The sequence below is a fragment of the Pseudomonas laurentiana genome, from assembly GCF_014648275.1.
Taxonomy (GTDB): domain Bacteria; phylum Pseudomonadota; class Gammaproteobacteria; order Pseudomonadales; family Pseudomonadaceae; genus Aquipseudomonas; species Aquipseudomonas laurentiana.
Map to the genome: position 1 here is coordinate 1 of NZ_BMQU01000021.1, position 17,322 is coordinate 17,322.

Here is a 17,322-nt window from a genome sequence, read left to right on the forward strand (position 1 = left end):
CTTGGATTTTTTGAACCTCAAGCAGCGAGGGCCTCAAAAATCGGTGGGTACTTCAGACCTTCCTTAGAGCATTCTTGGAGTGTTTTTATAACCAAGAATCAATCTCGTTCCGAGGGGTGATGATCTTGTTAAGGAATTTTTCCGCAATACAGTACGAACTCAGCTTCCTGGCCGAGCAGCGACTGATCTCAGCAATAGAAGCGCAGGCCAACCTGACATATTGTAATGGTGAGTCTGTTACTGTCAGAGGGGCCAGCCGCGAGCAACTGATCGGTAGTCCACATAATACTGTCCGTCATCCAGATATGGCCGAAGTACTCTTCGCGCGCATGTGGTCGTACCTGAAACGTGTCAAAAATTGGATAGGAATCGACACTATACGCTGCAGCAGCGGCCACCCTAATTGGGTCAATGCTTATCTCACACCCACCTTTAAACAGGGCAATCTCATCGGCTATAAGTCCGTTCGGATCAAGCCTGCCCGCAACCAGCTTAGCGGTGTCACGGACCTTGATGCATGCCTGCAAAATCACGACAGCAGTTTGCAGATAAAGCAGCGACTAGGGGCCGTCCTTACTTCAATTTTCCTTCCCTTCGTCGTTCTTGCTGTCACTGCCGCAGCGTTGCTATTCGGTGGAGCGGCCCTAGGTGTTGCCGCCATCGCCTTGTTTTTTTTGGCGATACAGATATTGAGTGTTCACCAGTGGCATCGATCCCTCAACCACTTAGGTTCAGTCTCCACCGACTATGTTGATAGCGAACTGATTGCTCGCCCTTTCTCAGGCGAGCGAGGCCCGGTTGCCCGGTTACAGATGGTGTTAATCAGTGGAGGCGCCAACATTAGAACCGCGCTGAGCTTGATTAGTGACGTTGCCAACCAGACTGCAACACTGGTCATAAATAGCCAGTCGTTGAGGAGGCAGCCGGAATTGATCCTGAGCAAGCGACGGGATGGGGCCGACATTGCGGTGAGCTCTTCCGCCGTTGGAGATGACCTAAAGCACACTGTGCAACAAATCAATGCGCAGGTTGTGCGCTTCAAGAGCTAGTCGCCAGGCGGTCCAGGCCGTAGCGCGTCTTCTTGTAGATTGGGGATATCAGATGGCAAGCCTTATGGAAACGGTGAACAGCCGCACTCAGTTGGCTGGACAAAACCGTCTTGAACTGCTGCTTTTCCGCTTTAACGAAAGTCAGCTATATGGCATCAACGTATTCAAGGTGCGGGAGGTACTCAAATGTCCTCGACTGTCGGCGTTGCCAATGTCGCATCGCGTTGTCTGTGGTGTGGCGAATGTGCGTGGCGCATCAATTCCGATACTGGACTTGGCGTTGGCCACTGGACTGCCGGGTGTCAAAGACCACAGTACTGCCTTCGTCATCATTACTGAATACAACACCAAGACCCAAGGGTTCTTGGTCAGCGCGGTAGAGCACATAGTCAACCTCAATTGGGAAAGTATTCATTCGCCACCCAAGGGGAGTGGAATTAACAACTATCTTACCGCCGTAACACAGGTTAACGACGAGTTGGTTGAGATTATCGATGTGGAAAAAGTTCTGGCCGAAGTTTCGCCCGTATCCGAACAGATTTCCGAAGGCGTCATTCCGGCCGCTTTCCATGCGACAGCTGCGAAGTTATGCGTGCTGACGGTTGATGACTCTTCTGTGGCGCGCAAACAAGTTTCTCGATGTCTGGAGGCGGTGGGCGTGGACGTGATTGCACTCACCGATGGGCGTCAGGCCTTAGATTACTTGCACCGCATGCTCGATGAAGGGAAAAAGCCAGAGCAAGAATTGCTCATGATGATTTCTGATATCGAAATGCCAGAGATGGATGGCTATACCCTGACTGCGGAAGTCCGCAATGACCCGCGGATGCACGACCTGCACATAGTGTTGCATACGTCTTTATCCGGTGCTTTCAATCAGGCGATGGTGAGAAAAGTTGGTGCCGACGATTTTCTGGCAAAGTTTCGTCCGGATGATCTGGCAAGGCGAGTAATTGAACGAATGCAACGGCTGGGGGCTTGACTGCGTTTTCGGTAGCCCCGAACTGTAACGCAGAAATTAACAGTGAGACTTAAAGTTAAAACACATCGTTGTCATAACGATTGCGCCCGGGTGATCTAGATCACAGTGCTTCGTAGCGTCTGGAGCGTTTAGGTGTTTTAGATGAAGACGTTATCTTGCTGAATACCCTAAGCAGTATATAACGTGAGTGCTGGATTCAGCCACATTCGAAGTCTGGGTTGAGACCGACAACGGTTTAGATTTCGGAGCTGATGTGCCGGTTGTCAGCGTGTTACTGGCCAGCGCTTTCGTGCAGTTGCACACAGCAGAGCACTAGCCTCCAATAAGGTCTGAGTCAGGTTATACCTCTTCGAAACCATACGGGTTTTTACTAATCGTTTGCATTTGATCTGGCCTGCGATTGCACGTTGATAAGCACATTCGCTAATCATGAATGACAGTGGGCGGAAGTTTTCGGCTGCCCACCGAGCGCTTATCAGTGTTTTTATAGCGATGGAAGTAGATGATGGAATCCAAAACGTCAAAATCTTACCCGCTCAGCATGGCAGACAAATCTGTTCTGTATTAAAAAACGACAAGTGGCTGTTTGCCATCACCGCAGAGTCTTGTACAATTACTCGTGAATGTATAGGGTTTGTGCAGGTTCTGCTGTCAATAACAGGTTTTTATCTTACTGTCTTTAATAGCCAGTCCCTCGGGTTCTGTCACGGAGATTTAGCTCGATAAGTAGTATCGTGTCGTGTCCCTCGTATAGTGCTATAGCCTGCTTGCGTTTGATTCTTGTCTGTTAGGTTTAAGCAATGCCAGTGATTACCAGCAAGACTACTCTCTCCTTATGGGGCGGTATACCTGTGCCAATTATTAGCTCAAGATTTATGAGGTGAAGGTAACCAGCCGGGGGAGGTGCCGTGTTGTCAATGTAATGGGATAAAAATATTAGGATGTGTTGTGACGAATCCAGGTCGGGGTATTTTTTGTCTGGTGAAAAATTAAGATTTTTTTTGTGTGGGTTTTCATAGCCTGGTCGAAATTTTCTACGTCAAGTATTTCTAATGTCAAAGCCCTGGGGACATTGTGTCTTTTTGTTGCGCGATACGTGGCGTGAATTCGTTGTTCTTGGATTCAGGTGAGAATCATTTATTCGAAACATCCAAGTCGCACTCAAATAGATGAGTTGAGTAGAAAACTGTTGGTCAACTCTATAGTCGCGTCACTTCGTCCATAAATGGATGGTCTCAATCCATGTGTGCGTGTTCCGCTCGCATTCATAGCACGCTATCATATTATGAATGGTTTTTCTGTCCATAATAAATATTTTAACGGAATCAAGAAATGTCAAATTGCATGATTTTATATATGAGGGTGGCTGTACGGAGAATAAGTTTTGATGCTTAATGATATATCACTATTTGTTCAAATTGTTCGCTCGGGAAGCCTGTCGAGAGCAAGTAAAAAGCTATCCGTGCCAGCAAATACTTTAAGTCGGAGGTTGATAAATCTTGAGAGGCAGCTTGGGACTTCACTCATACTTCGCTCAACTCAGGCGCTTCGTTGTACCGCCGATGGTGAACGTTTGTTTGAGCAGTGCAGTTCCTGTATAGATAATTTAAATTCTACAATTAGTTCGCTTCAGTCTGCTATTGTTGGTGTTGTTGGTAAAGTTAAGGTTCAAGTGCCTTCGGCTTTTTTTGACTGCTCGATCAATAATTTTTTTTGCACACTACTTACCCTTCATCCTGGGCTTGAAATAGAAGTTGTAGTGTCTGACGAAGAGCCTGACCTGATTCAGGGTGGCATTGATTTGCTTTTGCATTTTGGAGAACTGAAAAAGGGTAGTTACATTGCTAGAAAGTTATGTAATTCAACACTTGGAATCTATGCTAGTGCGGAATATTTGTATCGTAATGGAACGCCGGAGTGCCCTGATGATTTGAATGCTCATACCTGTATTCATTATACATCCGAGGACTTTGTGGTTATTAGTCGGCGCGACGGCGGCGATCGTCATAGTGTTGCTGTGAACAAGCGGTTTCTAAGTAAATCTATTCCTGCTCTTGTTAATGTCGCGGAGCAGGGGGTGGGACTTGTGTTTATAAACACAATTTGCACGCTTACTAAAAGTGATTCTTTGGTGAGGGTGTTGCCAGATTATGTGTCGGAAGGAGAGCCGCTATTTGCAGCCTACTCAAATCGCCATGCATTATCAAATTGCGCGAGAGTTGTGATGGATTATGCGGTTGCCAGGGCTGAAGCATTTGATGATTGTTGATCTTTAGTCAGGATTGAATTTAAATTTACTAGGCTACGCTTGTGAAAAAAAACCTACCAATTACAAATCGAGAGCTAGTGTATCCGGCTGATCAGCGCCTTATTTCTGCGACGGATATACATGGAAATTTAACCTACTGCAATGATGAATTTATTGCGGTTAGCGGTTTCAGTCGGGAAGAGTTAATAGGCAGTTCGCATAATATTGTTCGTCATCCTGACATGCCGGAAGCGGTGTTTGCGCATATGTGGTCATACCTGAAGTCTGGCAAAAGCTGGATGGGTATTGTTAAAAATCGCTGCAAGAACGGTGACTTCTACTGGGTCAATGCCTATGTCACTCCGATTTTGGAGAATGGGAAAATAACCGGGCACGAATCAGTACGGGTAAAGCCGGACAGTGCACAGGTTGAGCGTGCAATACAGCTTTATCAGCGCCTGCAAAATGGTCAGCAGAGTGTCCGCTTAACCGAGCGCTTTCGCACAATAAGCAGTTTTTTTGGCATGCCGTTACTGGCTACAGGGCTAACGGCTATTGTGTTGTACAGCGGCACTTACTGGGCAAGTCTAGGCAGTGTCACTTTACTGCTGTTTGCGTTGCAGGCGCTAGCAAGTCGTCACGAACGCAAAGCGCTGGATAGCTTACGTAGTATTGCAGGTGGAAGTTTCGACAGCGAACTGATCGCCCGCACCTATACCGATGAGCATGGCGCTATTGCTCAGCTGCATATGATTTTAATCAGCGAGGGTGCGAAGCTCCGTACCGCTCTTAACCGGCTTAGCGATTATGCTCATCAGACCGCCACTCTTGCGTCCAAAAGCGGCAGCCTAGCCCAGCAGTCAGACAACGCTTTGCAGCACCAACGCGATGAGGCTGACATGGCGGCTACTGCGATGAATGAGATGGCTGCTTCAATTGGAGAAGTATCAATACACATTCACAACACGGCGCGGGAGGCCAATCAAGTCAATATCCTCAGCCAGACGGGGTCTGAGCAAGCTCAGAAGACCAGAGAGGTGATCGAGAAGCTTGCGACTACAGTACAAGCGATTAGCCAGTCGGTAGAGAGCTTAGCCTCCGAAACCAAATCAATCCAACAGGCTGCCGATATGATCCGCGCAATTGCTGAGCAGACCAATCTGCTGGCACTGAATGCCGCCATTGAGGCCGCAAGAGCCGGTGAACAAGGTAGAGGTTTTGCTGTGGTGGCCGACGAGGTCAGAGCTCTGGCGTCGAAAACCCAAGAATCTACACAGACCATTCAGCAGATAATTGGCTCACTCCAGCAGGTCGCTAGCCAGGCAGTAAGTATTGCTCATCAGGGCAGTCAAGAGGCGCAGGTAGGTGTCGAACAGGTCATCAATACGCAGCATGCGCTACACGGAATAAGCATAGCGGTCGATAGCATCCATCAAATGAGTGAGCAGATGGCATCAGCCTCTGAGGAGCAGGCTCATGTTGCTGAAGACATCTCGCGCCAGATTACATCAATCGCGCAAGTGTCCGACAAAAACGCCGACATCGCCAAACAATCCTCAAGTACCGGCAAAGAGTTAGAAAACACAGCGCATGCCCTTCATGCCTTGGTTGAACGATTCAACGGATAGATTAAATTGATGAAAGTTACCACGACGACAGGCAACCCATCTGGCCAAGTGTTCGCGCTGGGGGAGTTGTCTTCTGCTATATTCGAAGCTGCTGTAGACGCGATGATCGTCATTGATCAATTCGGCATAATTAATGCCCTGAATCCTGCGGCCGAGAATACGTTTGGCTTCAGTCGTGCTGAGTTAATCGGATGTAATGTCGCTGCACTTATGCCGGAGCCAGATGCTAGTAATCACGATGGCTATTTGCTTGCCCACGCCAAAACGGGTGAGCGAAAAATTATTGGTAAAGGGCGTGAGGTCGTTGGTAAGCGAAAGGATGGTAGCTTATTTCCAATGCACTTGAGTATTGGAGAGCTAAATATTGGTGGGCAACGATTGTATGTTGGGATCTGTCACGACATAAGTATTCGTAGGCAAATGCTTGAGCAGATCACGTACATGGCAACTCATGATAGTTTGACCGGTTGCGTGAATCGAAATCACCTTCATGATAACTTGCAACGGCTGATGCTTGAGTGTGAACATAGCAACTGGCAACTCGTAGTACTTTTTATAGACCTCGATGGCTTCAAGCAAATCAATGATCATTATGATCACGATGTAGGTGACCGCCTACTGAGTAGCTTGGCACAGCGACTTCAGGGGACCGTAGGTAAGAACGACCTACTCGCGCGTATGGGAGGTGATGAGTTTCTCATTGCTTCAAAACAGCCACGTGAACGTAATGCACCACGCAGACTAGCCCAGCGTTTGCTCGACTGTTTGGCAGCGCCTTTTGAAATCAACGGTATCGAACTTCGGGTGCGCGCAAGCATTGGCATCAGTCTGCACCCTGGGCCTGGCCAAAATAGCGATCAACTGGTCAATGATGCGGACATCGCCATGTATCAGGCGAAGGCTGAGGGAGGTAATTGTATACGTTTCTTTCGTCTGGCACTTCGCGACAAGATGGAAGCAATTTTCCGCACTGTCAGTCGGCTGCGAAAAGCAATAGAGTTCAATCAGTTTGAACTGCACTATCAACTGCAATTCGAACTGGCTCCACCCTATCGTCCCTCTGGTCTCGAAGCGTTGCTTAGGTGGCATGACGGTAGTAACGGTTTAATACCGCCGACCCATTTTATTCCATTGGCCGAAGAGTACGGTCTAATGCCGGCTATCAGCCGCCTGGTGCTCGAGCGTGCCTGTGGTGATAATAAGATATTGATTTCAGAGGGTTTGCTCGATGTGCCGATGGCAGTTAATATTTGTAGTCGTTCATTTCTGCAGAGTGACTTTATCGGTCAGGTAAGCTCAATGCTTGCGAAGTCAGGGCTGCCAGCCAGTCGTTTGGAAATTGAGATTACCGAAAGCGTGGCTATACACGATATTACTCTCGCCACTCAAACAATACTGGCTCTGCACGATATAGGTGTGGAAGTGTCCATGGATGACTTTGGTACTGGTTACTCTTCACCCGGTACATTAAAAAGTCTGCCCGTGGATCGTTTGAAAATTGATCGCTCATTCATTAGTGAGCTGCCAAATAATGACTTCGATCGAGCCATTGTCCAGGCAATACTTATTGTTGCCAAGAGCGCGGGTATGCAAGTTGTTGCCGAAGGCATTGAAAATACGGATCAGCTAAATTTTTTGCAGCAAAACGGATGTAGTCATGGCCAAGGCTACTGGTACGCAAAGCCTCTGCCGCTGGCTAAGCTGAAAGCTTTATTGAGGGATAAAGAAACAGTGTTTGATAGTGAGTCCTCGCCTATTGCCTAGGCTTTAAAAAGTTTTTAGTGCCATGCCGAGTGTTGGCTTTTTTAAACAATCTAAAATTGTTTGTGAGCGGTTATATGCAGTCATTGAAGGGTATTCGTATCTCTTTTGTTGATCCAGCACGCAAGGTGATGGACGTGGCATGTGCACTAAATATTGCTGGATTTTTTAGCGCAAATGACTGCTGGTTTAATCCGCCAGAATGTAATGAGTTCACAGCATGCTGCACCGCTCGCAGTACGCTATTTTTCATGCCGCTGTCTCAGGCGGTGACACCTAAGATTTGGAGTGTAATTGGTACATGGTTGGCCGCTGATGAAAAACGAAAGTTGCAAATTACCGTGGGCGAGGAAAAAAGCGAAACTGATTCTTTATCGGGTGTTCTAGAGGTGCTTGAACGAATACTTTTTACTTATAGCTCAATAGGTAGTGATGCGTGAAACTGATGTAGCTATTCACCTGTTCCTGCTGAAAATTGGGTTCTCGCTGAGCGACCCGGCCATGATCGTCTGTGCCATAAACGCCTGAACATCGTGACGTACTGACGACGTTACGTCGGTAAGTTATGGCTACTGCCCGATTCGTCCGGATCGTCTCTAAAGGTATTAGAGGCTGAAGAAATTTTTCTTATCGCATTACTAATGCATAGGTGATGGCCACTCATCAACCTGATGAAACTGAGCAGATACCATCATGCATACCGTTATCTTCAGCATCATCTGCTATCAATTGTTCTATCGCCTTAAAATGACTTTGCATCACCAGCACCAAGCTTGGGTCAAAGTGTCGGCCAGCCTGTTCAAGAATATAGGCTTGTGCACGCTCTGGGCTCCAGGCGTGTTTATAAGGGCGAGACATGCGCAGAGCATCATAGACGTCGCACAGCGCAACGATGCGTGATGACAACGGAATATCCTTACCGGCCAAGCCGCGTGGATAGCCACTACCATCCCATTTCTCGTGATGGCAATAAGCAATTTCTGCAGCCATATCGGTCAGCGCCGAAGCTTGGTCTTCATGGAGAATCTCGTAACCGATACGTGAATGCTCCATCATCTCGTGACGCTCCTCCAGGCTGAGAGGCCCTTCCTTGAGTAAGATCCGGTCAGGAATGCCGATCTTGCCCAAATCATGCATGGGGGCCGCCATACGGATCAGGTCGCACCAGTCCATCGGCATCCCAATGGCATCTGCCAGCAGGGCTGCGGTTTTACCAATACGTAAGATGTGATCCCCCGTCTCATTATCGCGGTAACCTGCAGCGCGACTCAGTGCTCGGATCACTGCACAATAGCTGTCTTGCAATTGAAGGGTGCGCTCGTGGACTTTGTCCTCCAGCACTCGGTTGAGGTTTTGCAGTTTCTCGGTAGCCTGGGACAGGCGTAGGCAGTTGCGTACACGCAGCACTAGCTCTGGCAGGTCCAGTGGCTTGGTCAAATAGTCGTTGGCGCCTAACTCCAAGCCAAGGCGGCGGCTTTGAGGTTCGCTGAGTGCGGTAAGGATAATTACCGGTGATCGAGATCGATCGCGCTCACTGAGTTGGCGCAGGATTTCAAATCCATCCGGGGCTGGCATGTCCAGATCAAGCAGCAGAAGGTCCCAGGGTTGCTCCTGCAGCCAGTGCAGACCGCTGGCGGAATCGACGAAGCTTGTCACATTGGACAGGCCAAAGGCCTTCAAGCTGGACTCAAGCAGGCGCAGGTTGGCAGCGACATCATCAATGATGACGATTCGGGTGTTCGCAGGAATATCAGTAAACATCCAAGTTCTCCTGTTGCAGCAGTGCGCTAACCAGCTCTCGCAATTCGTTCAGCTCTAGTGGTTTCCTGAGTACCGCCTGGAACTCACAACCCAGCATCATTAATGACCTGGGCGCAGAGCCCAACAGGATGACAAACAACTGATCGCCACCTGGCAAGCGCCGCATTTGCTGCAGCTTATTGCCAAGCTCGCTGCCCTGGCCGTCACAGTCGACTAGCAATATTGTCGGCACACCAGGGCTACCAGCGTGTGACAAGCACTCATCGAGGGTCCCGGCTTTCAGCTCTACCATCCCCCCAAGCGCATCTTCAATATGGTGCAGGGTCGCATCGTCGTCACCGACGTAATACAGATGTGGTGTACATACTGACGCAGTGCGTGCTGCGTTAGTGTTGGCCATAGGCAAGTCAATCCAGAAGCGGCTACCGACATCCAACTCGCTCTGCAGGCCCATACTACCGCCCATCAGTTCAGCAAGCTCATGGCATAACGCCAAGCCAATCCCGGTACCCTGAATGGCAGTGTTTTCCTTTCCCAGACGCTGGAAGGGCTCATACAGCGCGTGTTGCAACTCAGGGGCAATGCCGTACCCACCGTCCTCCACAAACAACCGAGCCCGATCACCATAGGTCGCCACGCCCATTAGCAGGCGCCCTTCAGGGCGGTTGTACTTGATCGCATTGGACAGCAGGTTGAGCAGTACCTGACGCAAACGTCGGGCATCAGCCAGCACACTCAACGAGCCTTGTGCCGGCTGCAGATCCAGGTGCAGCCCGGCAGCCTCGGCTTGGGAACGTACCATTTCTGCACATTCGCGCATCAGGCCAGTGACCTCAACGGCACGCAGTTGCAGGCGCTGTTTCTCGGCCTGCAAGCTAGACCAGTCCAACAGGTCGTTGACCAGATGGGTGAGGTGCTCGCTGGCTCCAAGGATTTCGTCCAGTGGCTGCACGTCGGCCTGTTGTTCCTCCGCCTGCATGCGGAGCAACTGGGCGAAACCATAAATGGCGTTAAGCGGTGTACGCAGTTCATGGCTCATGCTGGAGATGAAGCGCGACTTGGCCTGGCTTGCGGCCTGCGCCTCGAATGTGCGGCGGCGCAGATCCTCTGTCACCTGTTTGAGGGTGTCGATATCCACGAAAGTGCCTGCTGCGACACGCGGCTCGGCGCCATTCTCATCGATCAGACGGCCCCGGCAAAGCAACCAGAGCGATGTACCGTCCGCACGCAACAGGCGCAGTTCCAAGTCGATTCTCGACGTATGCCCCTGACGAAGTGCATCCAGTGCCTTGTCCAAGGCCGGGAGATCCTCAGCATGGACGTGATGATGAAGTGTTGCTCGCGTCAGTGCTGAGCCGGCAAGGTTGAAGCGTTGGCAGAGCTCGCCGTGCAGCAGTAGGCAGTCGTCCTCAAGACGATACTCCCACAGACCTGCGGTTATGCTCTCCACGACTAGATTAAGGTGCTGCTGGACAGTGTTACGTTGTGCCTCGCTGGAGGCGAGTTGCTTGCCCATGGACATCACATCGTCGGCCATGTCGTCCAACTCTTGAATATCCGACTCGGCGCGTCGTGGATGCCATACGCCGTGACCGATCTGCTGCAACATCTCGCCAATGTCACCTATGGGACGTCGCAGCCGTTCGCTAAGCGTGCGGGCACGGACCCACATGAAGGTGAAGAACCCGAAATAGAAAATCACCAGTCCCACAATCATCAAATAACCGATGTTGCGGTAGTGGCTGGCCAGATTGTTGGTGGCGGCCATGACCTCTCTCTTATCGGCAATCGCCAGCAAGCGCCAACCGGCTGGATGTATTTCGCTCCAGGCGATCAAGTGCGGCCGGCCGCTTAGCATCACCTCGGTATTGCCGCTGCTCTGCCGGGTGAGTTCCCCCACAAGGTCATTGAAATCCGCTCGCTGTGCCAGACTGAAATCGTCAGACCTCAAGTGATCGCCTTGCAGTGCTTTCAGCGTGTCTTGCGAGGACGATTCGCGCAATGCGAAGTCATGCTCAGCCTCAGGCGGTAGCGCCATGATCTTGAGATCATCGCTGACCAGCATCAGGTAGCCACCCCATGGCACCTTGAGCTTGCTTATCTCATCAAGGATACCGCCCACCGTAATATCCAGGCCCACAACGCCCTCGAGGAAGTCCCCAGCGTAGACCGGCTGGATCGCCGACATCATCCAGCCATGTCCCGCTGGATCAAGGTAGACATCGGTCCAGCGTGCAGTCCGCTGCGGATTGTGTGTGGTGTCGGCAAGGTAGTAAAAGTTGTACCCAGGAATCTGCATATTGTGCGGGTACTGCTCGTCGGCGCGAATCCAGGGATAGATGCGGTTGTAGCTGTCCCAACTATTGAAGTAGAGGCTAGCCACCAGCGGCTCATGACGCTTGATTTCGCGCATCAACGGATCAAGTTGTGCGAGTCGCCTGACCTTGCTCAGGTCTTGGCGCGAAGGCGGGGTTACAGACGAGTAGAAGGATGCTGCTCCCCCTTGGTCGCGCGGGCTAAAGAGCGCACCGTCCGATGTGGACGCCAGGCTTTCCATTGCTCCCTGAGCAGGGGTGCGTAATGCGTTGGCAGTCATTTGAGCAAACAGGCCCGTAATGCCTGCAATATGCCCTAGCTGATCCTGAACAATACGTGCATTTTGCTCGGCGGTAGCGCTGAGACTGTCGACTGCATTGCGTTCCAGGTACTCGAGCTGGGATTCGCGAACAGCTTGGTTACTGAACAAATAGCAAGCGATCAGTATCGTTTCCACCAACACCAGTGGAATCAAAGCGCTTTGCACAAATGCTCGCCAGATCCATTGGCGTAATCCTGTCCTGGAGGGACGTTTACTCACTTTGCCTCCCTGCGCGTAGCGGCAGGTTGATCTTTTATATGATGGCAAATTGCCTTTACTTAATTCTAACGCTTTCTGTGAGCAGTTTCTGCACCGTTAGCGAGGCTTTTTCACATGTGTCTGTAGCATTACTGACAGTAACCCTTATGCGAGAGACTCAGTAATTGAGCGGCGAATGGGGTTTAACCGTTTATAGTGCGAGCACATCACATCGGAAGGTCAATGGGTTTGAGACCACCAAGCACGTTAACAACGGTCTGGACGTTCCAAACCGAGGTCCAGCTACAGGCATTGCTGCGCGATGGCCTGTTACAGGGGCACTGGTCATACGTCTACCCCGAGAACGAGGCGGCGTACCGCCTCATGTGCCGCGAAATGGCGGTCCGTGGCTTGTCGTGCGAGGGGCGACCGCCGGTGTGGGGGTGGCATTCCTGCGGCGGTTATCAGCGAGCACCGGACGCCGAGCTGGCGCGCCAGTTACTGAGCGACCACCAACTGATCGAGACGCCCATGGTGCTGTTGACGTTCGAGTGCCCAGGCGATCAGGTGCTGAACTCGGACTACAACGCGTGGTGTGATCAGGTGTATTTCCCGCTATTTTCAAATGCAGCGTTCAACCCATTGCCTGAAGCGGTGCATGGGTTGTTCGAGATCGACTACACGGCGTTGGACGACGCACCGATTCAGACGGTGTCGCCGAGCTTGCGGCGCGAGTGGCTGGTAGAGGTGCGAAAAGTGCACCTCGACGCTTATCGGGAGGTGTGTATTGCCGAACCTTGGTGGTCGATGTCATCCCGCACCGACACGTAGCGGTTTGCAATCGAAAACAGCCATGCTTGTTTTGCGCTGTTTCAGGCTCGGATCGATTGTGATCTGTACATTCTCAAACAGGTCTTCTCATACCTGTTACGGTCAATCGTTACATTATCGAGGGCAAGGATGAAGACGCATACCTATGAGGCTATGGTCACTTGGACGGGTAACGTGGGTGAAGGCACCTCCAGCTATACCGCCTACTCACGAGACTTCGTTGTGGATGTGCCAAGCAAACCGGCCCTTCTTGGTTCTGCTGATCCGGCATTTCGAGGTGATCCCAAGCGATGGAATCCCGAGGATATGCTGGTCGCATCGTTATCTGCCTGCCATAAGCTTTGGTATTTGCACCTTTGCGCGGTCAACAAGGTGAACGTGCTGGAGTACGTCGATCAGGCCCAAGGGAACATGGTCGAAGGTGACGCACATCGAAAAGGACATTTCACCGAGATCACGCTACGTCCGCGAGTTAAGGTGAGCGCCGATTCAGACACGGATCTGGCGATGCGTCTGCATGAGGATGCACACCATGAGTGCTTCATAGCCAATTCGGTAAATTTTCCGGTGAGCTGCGAGGCGGTTATCACTGTGCAGGAGTAGAGCCTAAGGCGTTCTGGAGCATCAGGTAGAAACGAAAAGCCCGGCATCAGGCCGGGCTCTCTGTAGATGGGGCCAAATCCCTTTGGCTTGCTTCATTGTGCTCTGGCCGCGTGACGGGCTGATGACAGGGCGTAAACAACGGCCGGTGCCACCGTCGGCAGTACACGATCTCGGCTGCCGGTGCAGCGAAGTATTCGCGGTGCACCGGGGCGGCGCTCCGACCTTGGTCTTGGGCGCTGTCGAGGATGTGTTACATGAAACCGTTGGCCCCGCTCGGCTCGTTGTGTGCAAGGGCTGGCGGAGGCTGATCCTTGAGTCAGGCGCTAAAGCCGAACAGGCGTTTGGGGGTTTCCCAAAGGATCTGGTGGCGGTCACTGGCATTCGGGAACATCTCGCCGAAGGTTGTCAGAACGGTGCCCAGCTCCATGTGTTGATGTGCGCGCAAGAACGGCCAGTCCGTGCCCCACATACAGTTTTCCGCAGTGAACGCCTGCAGCAGCGCCAGTTGGTAGGGCTGCGCATCGGTATAGGGTGAGCGTTCCTTGGAGTATTGCGACAGCCCGGAGAGTTTGACGAAGGTACGTCCGTTGCTGGCCAGAGACAGCAGCGCCTGGAAGGCCGGCTGCTGCAACCCTGCACTGGCATCGGGACGGCCGGAGTGGTCGATCAGCACACGCGGACGGGTGCGCTGCAGCAAGGGTAGCAGGGCCAGCAACTGATCGTCTTTTACCTGGACCTGGGCATACAGGTCCAGTTCGGCCAAACGCCCCATCAGGGTGTCGACCTTCAAAAAGCGCTCGGGGCCAAGCAGTGCGGCATTGAGCGCCACTCCGACTACACCCTGTGCCTTGTACTGCGCGAGCGTTTCGCTGGAGACGTCGTTCGGCACCACGACCACGCCTTTATGGCGGCCCTTGTTGTGAGCCAGCGTGTCCAGTAGACAACTGTTGTCGTAGGCATAGGCAGAGGTCGGTTGCACGATCACTGAGTGACGAATGCCATAGGCCTGCATGACTTGCTCGTAGTACGCCGCTGGACCGACTTCAGGCCCCGCCGGTTGGTAGGTCGAGTCAGTGGGGTAGGGGTATTGGACAGGGTCGATCACATGATGGTGGCAATCGATCTTGGGTTGCGACAGCAGGCTGAGTAGTTGGGAATCCATGACCATGCCTGGCGATTGATTGATGTCTTCTTTGCCTGCGTTCTGCCGGCGATTGCCGGAGGCGGCCTGGCTCAAGATTGGCATGCCAAGCGCGGCGCTGGCTGTCAGCAAAACGGAGCTTTTCTGGAGCAGCGAACGGCGGGAAAAACCGGTGTCATCGAGACGCGTGGTCATGTTCAAACCCTTATCTTATTAGTATGTACGGCTACAGAGCGTCAATCACCGCTACCACCGTCAAGGCAGTCGCGTCGACTTTAAAGCAGGCGCGTCCTGAGCGTCGTCCACGAAATAATTAAGCGGGTATCGGTTTTTTTTATGGGCGCTGGCTATATGACCGAGGTCCATGCACCTTCAGTATCAAGGTTGGCAATGCCCAGGCCTCCGTCGGACGACAGGGTCACCTGGACGATCACAACGCCCCTGACGATATAGACAATGTTGCTCATGACCACGGCCTCTCGACGCTTTGCTTTTCCGGTGTCGACACGAGATCTCATGCCGCCTCGTCCGCCATGGTCGATTGTGGTTCAGCCTTCGGTTTGCCCGGCTTCAACCGCGACACGCCAAACAGCACAAGCGCCAAACCGGCGATTTGGTAGGTGGAGATCGTTTCGTTGAGCAAGGCCCAGGAGGCCAGCATCGTCAGCACCGGCCCCAGGTTACCCACGGCTGCCGTTTGTGTGGCGCCCATGCGCTGGATGGCCAGCGCCGCCCAGTAGATCGGCATCACGGTGGAAAACACCGCCATCAACCCCGCGTTAGCCCATACCGCCGCGGGCAGATGGGCCAGTTGTGATGTGTCTGCCACCATCAGGTAATGGGCCAAGACCATGATTGACGATGCGGCACCCGCCAATCCTGCCAGGCGCATGGAGCTCATGCGCTTGAGCATCATGCCGGTGCCTGAGTAGTAGAGCGCATAGGCTACGGCGCTCGCGAATACCCACAGTGAGCCGAGGATCACCTGGTTGCCCAGGCCCGAGACGCTCAGGTCGTGGACGAAGGCGACACCCAGGCCGACGTAGCAGATGCCCATGGCCGCCAGGGTGCGCAGTGTCGGCCTTTCGCGCAGGGCGATAGCTTGAAAGAGCAGCACCAGTGTCGGGTAGGTGAACAGGATCAGCCGCTCCAGCCCGGCGCTGATGTATTGCAGGCCGTAGAAGTCGAAAAGGCTCGCCAGGTAGTAACCGAACAGCCCCAGCAGTAGTACGCGCATGACGCTGCCCCAGGTTAGCGGCGCGCTGGCTTGCTGGCGGCTGAACCACACCAGCCAGAGAAACAGGGGCAATGACAGTCCCATGCGCAAGGCCAGGAGGGTGATCGCATCCACATCGCTGGCCACGTAGGAGAGTTTGACGAAGATGGCCTTGAAGCTGAACCCCAAGGCCGCCAGTACTGCAAACAAGCTGCCGTTTTGAACATAGCGCTGGAGGAGTGCGTGCATAGGTTTCATAGGGGGGTACGCAATAGGATGTGCAAGGCGTTATTCTGAACAGAATGGTCACTCGCTAGATATCGCTTTTTAGTGAAGGTGCCGTTCTGAAATGGAGAAGCCTCCCATGCACTTCGATCTGCAGGACCTGCGCCTGCTTGCCGCCGTCGCCGCCACCGGAAGCCTGAGCAAGGCCGCAGCAACCTTTCCGGTGGCGGTGTCCGCCGCCAGCACCCGGCTGCGTTTGTTTGAGGAACGCAGCGGCCTGACCCTGTTTACCCGCAAGTCCGACGGTATGCAGCTTACGCCTGGGGGGCACCTGGTCTTGGAGGCTGCTCGCAGTGTGCTCGCAGAAGCCCAGAAGCTACAGGAGACCTTGAAAGACCTGGTCGGGCAACGACGCATTACCCTGCATTTGGCGGTCTCCACCGTGACCAACAACACCCTGTTGCCAGCAGTGCTTGGGCCGTTTCTTTCCAACTACCCCGAGGTCGATCTGCAATTGGTGGAACATCGGAGTGTTGATGTCCTGAGGGTGGTTCGGGCCGGGGAGTGCGAGATTGGCGTGTATGACGGCAGCCTCATCAATGAGGGGGTTGTGTCCTTACCGTTCAGCACCGAACGCCTGGTGTTGTTGATGTCCGCCGATCACCCTTTGGCCGCGCGTGAACAGTTGCACTTGCGCGACGCACTGGATTACGCCTTTGTCTGCCTTCCTGCAGAGCGGGCGATGCAGCGTTTCATTGAAGAGCTGGCCCTGAACCTTGGCATGCCACTCAAGATTCGAGTGCGGGCGCCCAGCTTCGAGGCGATCGCGCAACTCGTAGCCCAGCGGGCCGGCATTGCCATGCTGCCCGAGACTGCAGCCCATCGGGCAGCGCAGGAGCTGTCCGTTCGTTGGGTGCCACTGGAAGAGAAGTGGGCGACGCTGGAAATGCGATTGTGCTTTCGCGGGTGGGATGCGCTCAGTTCTCATGGACGGCAGTTGGTGAGCTATTTGTCGGGGCAGTGAGCGTTGCCCTGAGCTCC

At 52.7% G+C, this 17,322-nt stretch carries 14 protein-coding genes; 9 read left to right on the forward strand and 5 right to left on the reverse strand.

The features are described from left to right. Positions 1 to 119: 119 nt before the first annotated feature. From IE038_RS19235 to IE038_RS19260, 6 genes are all read left to right on the forward strand, one after another. Complete coding sequence (locus tag IE038_RS19235; protein ID WP_163939877.1) at positions 120 to 1,049, forward strand: PAS domain-containing protein; 930 nt, start codon at positions 120 to 122, stop codon at positions 1,047 to 1,049. Between the two features lie 52 nt (positions 1,050 to 1,101). Beyond that, positions 1,102 to 2,031: a chemotaxis protein CheV gene (locus IE038_RS19240; protein ID WP_189396126.1), complete on the forward strand. Its 930-nt coding sequence runs from the start codon at positions 1,102 to 1,104 to the stop codon at positions 2,029 to 2,031. Positions 2,032 to 3,418: 1,387 nt separating this feature from the next. Continuing rightward, positions 3,419 to 4,300 (forward strand): LysR family transcriptional regulator, encoded by an 882-nt coding sequence (locus tag IE038_RS19245; protein WP_229775697.1) that lies wholly within the window; start codon positions 3,419 to 3,421, stop codon positions 4,298 to 4,300. 41 nt (positions 4,301 to 4,341) lie between these two features. Further along, positions 4,342 to 5,907 carry a methyl-accepting chemotaxis protein gene (locus IE038_RS19250; protein WP_189396128.1) on the forward strand — a complete coding sequence of 522 codons (1,566 nt, stop codon included), beginning with the start codon at positions 4,342 to 4,344 and terminating at the stop codon, positions 5,905 to 5,907. Between the two features lie 9 nt (positions 5,908 to 5,916). Further along, positions 5,917 to 7,671: a putative bifunctional diguanylate cyclase/phosphodiesterase gene (locus tag IE038_RS19255; protein WP_189396129.1), complete on the forward strand. Its 1,755-nt coding sequence runs from the start codon at positions 5,917 to 5,919 to the stop codon at positions 7,669 to 7,671. A gap of 74 nt (positions 7,672 to 7,745) precedes the next feature. Further along, the gene (locus IE038_RS19260) at positions 7,746 to 8,108 is read left to right on the forward strand and encodes a hypothetical protein (protein ID WP_189396130.1); all 363 of its coding nucleotides are present in this window, start codon (positions 7,746 to 7,748) and stop codon (positions 8,106 to 8,108) included. A 223-nt stretch (positions 8,109 to 8,331) separates the two neighbouring features. Here IE038_RS19260 and IE038_RS19265 read toward each other — a convergent pair whose 3' ends face one another. Both IE038_RS19265 and IE038_RS19270 read right to left on the reverse strand, forming a co-directional pair. Beyond that, on the reverse strand, positions 8,332 to 9,429 hold the full coding sequence (locus tag IE038_RS19265) for an HD domain-containing phosphohydrolase (RefSeq protein ID WP_189396131.1): 1,098 nt from the start codon (positions 9,427 to 9,429) through the stop codon (positions 8,332 to 8,334). Then, a complete protein-coding gene (locus IE038_RS19270; RefSeq protein WP_189396132.1) occupies positions 9,419 to 12,232 on the reverse strand; it encodes a sensor histidine kinase in 2,814 nt (937 codons plus the stop codon). Before IE038_RS19270 ends, IE038_RS19265 begins: the two co-directional genes overlap by 11 nt. A 276-nt stretch (positions 12,233 to 12,508) precedes the next feature. Between IE038_RS19270 and IE038_RS19275 the strand changes: the two genes are divergently transcribed. Together IE038_RS19275 and IE038_RS19280 are read left to right on the forward strand one after the other, a co-directional pair. After that, the gene (locus tag IE038_RS19275) at positions 12,509 to 13,096 is read left to right on the forward strand and encodes a DUF3841 domain-containing protein (RefSeq protein ID WP_189396133.1); all 588 of its coding nucleotides are present in this window, start codon (positions 12,509 to 12,511) and stop codon (positions 13,094 to 13,096) included. A gap of 129 nt (positions 13,097 to 13,225) precedes the next feature. After that, positions 13,226 to 13,699, forward strand: a complete 474-nt coding sequence (locus IE038_RS19280) for an OsmC family protein (RefSeq protein WP_163935748.1) — start codon at positions 13,226 to 13,228, stop codon at positions 13,697 to 13,699. A 316-nt stretch (positions 13,700 to 14,015) separates the two neighbouring features. Here IE038_RS19280 and IE038_RS19285 read toward each other — a convergent pair whose 3' ends face one another. The 3 genes from IE038_RS19285 to IE038_RS19295 all read right to left on the reverse strand — a co-directional run bounded on the left by IE038_RS19285 (position 14,016) and on the right by IE038_RS19295 (position 16,314). Further along, the gene (locus IE038_RS19285) at positions 14,016 to 15,035 is read right to left on the reverse strand and encodes an amidohydrolase family protein (protein ID WP_189396134.1); all 1,020 of its coding nucleotides are present in this window, start codon (positions 15,033 to 15,035) and stop codon (positions 14,016 to 14,018) included. A gap of 152 nt (positions 15,036 to 15,187) precedes the next feature. Beyond that, positions 15,188 to 15,358, reverse strand: a complete 171-nt coding sequence (locus IE038_RS19290; protein WP_163935749.1) for a hypothetical protein — start codon at positions 15,356 to 15,358, stop codon at positions 15,188 to 15,190. After that, positions 15,355 to 16,314: a DMT family transporter gene (locus IE038_RS19295; protein ID WP_163935752.1), complete on the reverse strand. Its 960-nt coding sequence runs from the start codon at positions 16,312 to 16,314 to the stop codon at positions 15,355 to 15,357. The genes IE038_RS19290 and IE038_RS19295 overlap by 4 nt, the downstream gene beginning before the upstream one ends. Before the next feature lie 106 nt (positions 16,315 to 16,420). Here IE038_RS19295 and IE038_RS19300 point away from each other — a divergent pair, with 106 nt between their 5' ends. After that, on the forward strand, positions 16,421 to 17,305 hold the full coding sequence (locus IE038_RS19300) for a LysR substrate-binding domain-containing protein (protein ID WP_189396135.1): 885 nt from the start codon (positions 16,421 to 16,423) through the stop codon (positions 17,303 to 17,305). Positions 17,306 to 17,322: the final 17 nt, after the last annotated feature.